Source organism: Streptococcus sp. HMSC077D04 (genome assembly GCF_001808785.1).
GTDB classification, from domain to species: domain Bacteria; phylum Bacillota; class Bacilli; order Lactobacillales; family Streptococcaceae; genus Streptococcus; species Streptococcus mitis_BX.
Genome location: NZ_KV794537.1, coordinates 669 through 2,903 on the forward strand (window position 1 = coordinate 669; position 2,235 = coordinate 2,903).

Genomic DNA, 2,235 nt, shown 5'->3' on the forward strand with positions numbered 1-2,235 from the left:
CGTGTTTATGACGATGAGGAAGACGAGTGAGAATTTATATTAAAGGCGATTATACAAAAAGAGTACCTTATGGTTATTTGGAACTAGCTGGAAAAATGTGGTTTCCAGAAGAAAAGCAAGTTTCTTACTCAAATGCTGGAGACAATGAGCAACTACAAGAAGATTTTTTCTCAAATTTATCATTGAGGAAAAGTACTGCGGATAAGAGATGGTCTAGTGTCCCCCTAAAGGAAGGGGTACGAAGCCTCTTTTCACATATTAAAGAATGTATTGAAATTAATTTTGAAGATGCATTCGCTACGGATTATAATGAAAAGGGAGACTATCTCCGTATTTTAACCACCCATCTAGAAATTTTGACAGTTGATAGACGCGCCATGTACATTATGGCGCTTGAGATTGCAAAGGTCATTGACGGGCAAATTAGCGAGGATAATAAGAAGACATGGCTAACAGTCGAGGAATTTAAGAAAAAGCACAAGGCTATTCTATCTCTGACTTTTGATGAAGCAAATGAACGAAGTTTGATTGAAATTCAAACGATGGATGTTGTAGACGACCCTCTTTGGGAGGAAGAGGCCACTCGTCGAAAAGAATATATACTAGCACATGGAGGCGATATCTCAGATTTATGAGACTATATATCAAAGGCGATTACACCAAAGAAATTCCATTTGATTACATGGAACTAGCGAAAAGGATGTGGTTTGAGGAAAAAGATGGAATAGAGCCAGATTTATCGTATGCTGGGTATCTAGATTTACCAATCGATAAACTTTCTATTCACTTAGAATTAGACAAGGGAACTCATGATGTTAGATGGAGGAGTGTTCAAATAAAGGAAGGGATAAAATATGATTTTTTATCCCATAAATGTGAATATATACAGCTAGATTACGAAGATGCTATGATGTCGGACTTTCGTGAGAAAGGCGAATGTTTAAGAATCGCTTCTACCCACCTTGACCTTCTTACTGTTGATAAACGAGCTATGTATATTATGGCCATTGAAATTGCGACTGCTATTGATGGTCAGATTAGCGAAGATGATAAAGAGAGCTGGTTAAGTGTGGAGGGATTTAAAAAACGGCATGAGGATATCCTTTCGATGAGTTATGAAGAAGCTAATGAGCTGAGTTTGGAAGAAATTCCGTTTATGGATGATGTGAGAGACCCAGTTTGGGAAGAAGACGACCGTAGGAATGAAGAATACATCAAAATCCATGGCGAGCCAGTTTATGACGACGAGGAAGAATGAAATTATATTTAAAAGGTGATTATACAAAAAAGATACCTTATGGTTATTTGGAACTAGCTGGTAAAATGTGGTTTCCAGAAGATGAGCAAGTTTCTTACTCAAATGCTGGGAATAATGATGCATTACAAGAGGATTTTTCCTTATTTCAAAAAAAGATTTAGATAAACCCAATCCCGCAGTTGGAGAGTAAAATGTTAAAAAGAATAAGAAACTATTATAAAAACAAACCAACTCAAGCTGTCTTAATGCTCGTAGTTCTTATTTGGTCAGTATATGAGATTGGTGCGACCAGTTTGGCAAGTAACTCAGCATTAACTAAGGAATTCATGCATAGTCGGTATGTTATGGTTTGGCCAATGGTAGATAAGAAAGTGAAATTATACCACTATGCGGAAGAATGGACTAATGACGTTTTAGTTGGAATTATGCATTTAGACTATGGAAATATTAAAATAACTAGTTTTCCTAAAAAATGGGAGAGTGAAGCTGAAGTATACTATACGCTGTCTCAGGATGAGTATGCTGATAGAGTATATTTTTTCTTAGACGAGCCAATTTCCAAAGCCTATATCAGCAGATTAGAACAAAATTATTATTTGATTTCAAATAATGCAGTTGCTATTAAAGAAGAAACAGGTAAAACAGTTGAACAGTTAGGTCAAGAAGTGGGGAATGCAAGGAAAAATTTCTTATCAGCTCTTGGAAAGATGAAAATCCTTCGTTTGGTCTATTTGATTCTTCGTATGATAGTATTGTTGCAGTGTATCAGGTGGTCGGGTCAGCGTAGAAAAAGGAAAGAGAACGAAATTTTGCAGAATAGATAGAGATCCAAAAAGGTATGACGACTATAAGGAGAGTTACAAATGAGCATGACGAAAAAATCGAATTGGAATTTAGGTTGTAGTTTAGTACTTGTTGTAGTCCTAGCAGCTAGTTTTCTATTTTATCTATGGGCACAAAATCTTGGTAAGTATACT

Annotated in this window: 4 protein-coding genes; all 4 read left to right on the forward strand. The window is 36.1% G+C overall.

Going from position 1 to position 2,235, the window contains the following annotated elements:
- The first annotated feature begins 26 nt into the window (after positions 1 to 26).
- From HMPREF2701_RS06820 to HMPREF2701_RS06830, 4 genes are read left to right on the forward strand one after another with little or no spacing between them, the layout of a single operon-like run.
- Positions 27 to 635, forward strand: a complete 609-nt coding sequence (locus tag HMPREF2701_RS06820) for a hypothetical protein (protein ID WP_061590547.1) — start codon at positions 27 to 29, stop codon at positions 633 to 635.
- The gene (locus HMPREF2701_RS06825; protein WP_061590548.1) at positions 632 to 1,258 is read left to right on the forward strand and encodes a hypothetical protein; all 627 of its coding nucleotides are present in this window, start codon (positions 632 to 634) and stop codon (positions 1,256 to 1,258) included. The genes HMPREF2701_RS06820 and HMPREF2701_RS06825 overlap by 4 nt, the downstream gene beginning before the upstream one ends.
- Positions 1,255 to 1,419, forward strand: a complete 165-nt coding sequence (locus tag HMPREF2701_RS11240; protein WP_160312384.1) for a hypothetical protein — start codon at positions 1,255 to 1,257, stop codon at positions 1,417 to 1,419. The genes HMPREF2701_RS06825 and HMPREF2701_RS11240 overlap by 4 nt, the downstream gene beginning before the upstream one ends.
- A gap of 30 nt (positions 1,420 to 1,449) precedes the next feature.
- Positions 1,450 to 2,082, forward strand: coding sequence for a hypothetical protein (locus HMPREF2701_RS06830; protein WP_070478178.1), 633 nt, complete (start codon positions 1,450 to 1,452; stop codon positions 2,080 to 2,082).
- Positions 2,083 to 2,235 lie beyond the last annotated feature (153 nt).

Bases quoted from the DNA above. Each gene is read 5' to 3' on its own strand.
- HMPREF2701_RS06825 (WP_061590548.1), top strand. From the start codon at position 632: ATGAGACTATATATCAAAGGCGATTACACCAAAGAAATTCCATTTGAT.
- HMPREF2701_RS11240 (WP_160312384.1), top strand. From the start codon at position 1,255: ATGAAATTATATTTAAAAGGTGATTATACAAAAAAGATACCTTATGGT.
- HMPREF2701_RS06830 (WP_070478178.1), top strand. From the start codon at position 1,450: ATGTTAAAAAGAATAAGAAACTATTATAAAAACAAACCAACTCAAGCT.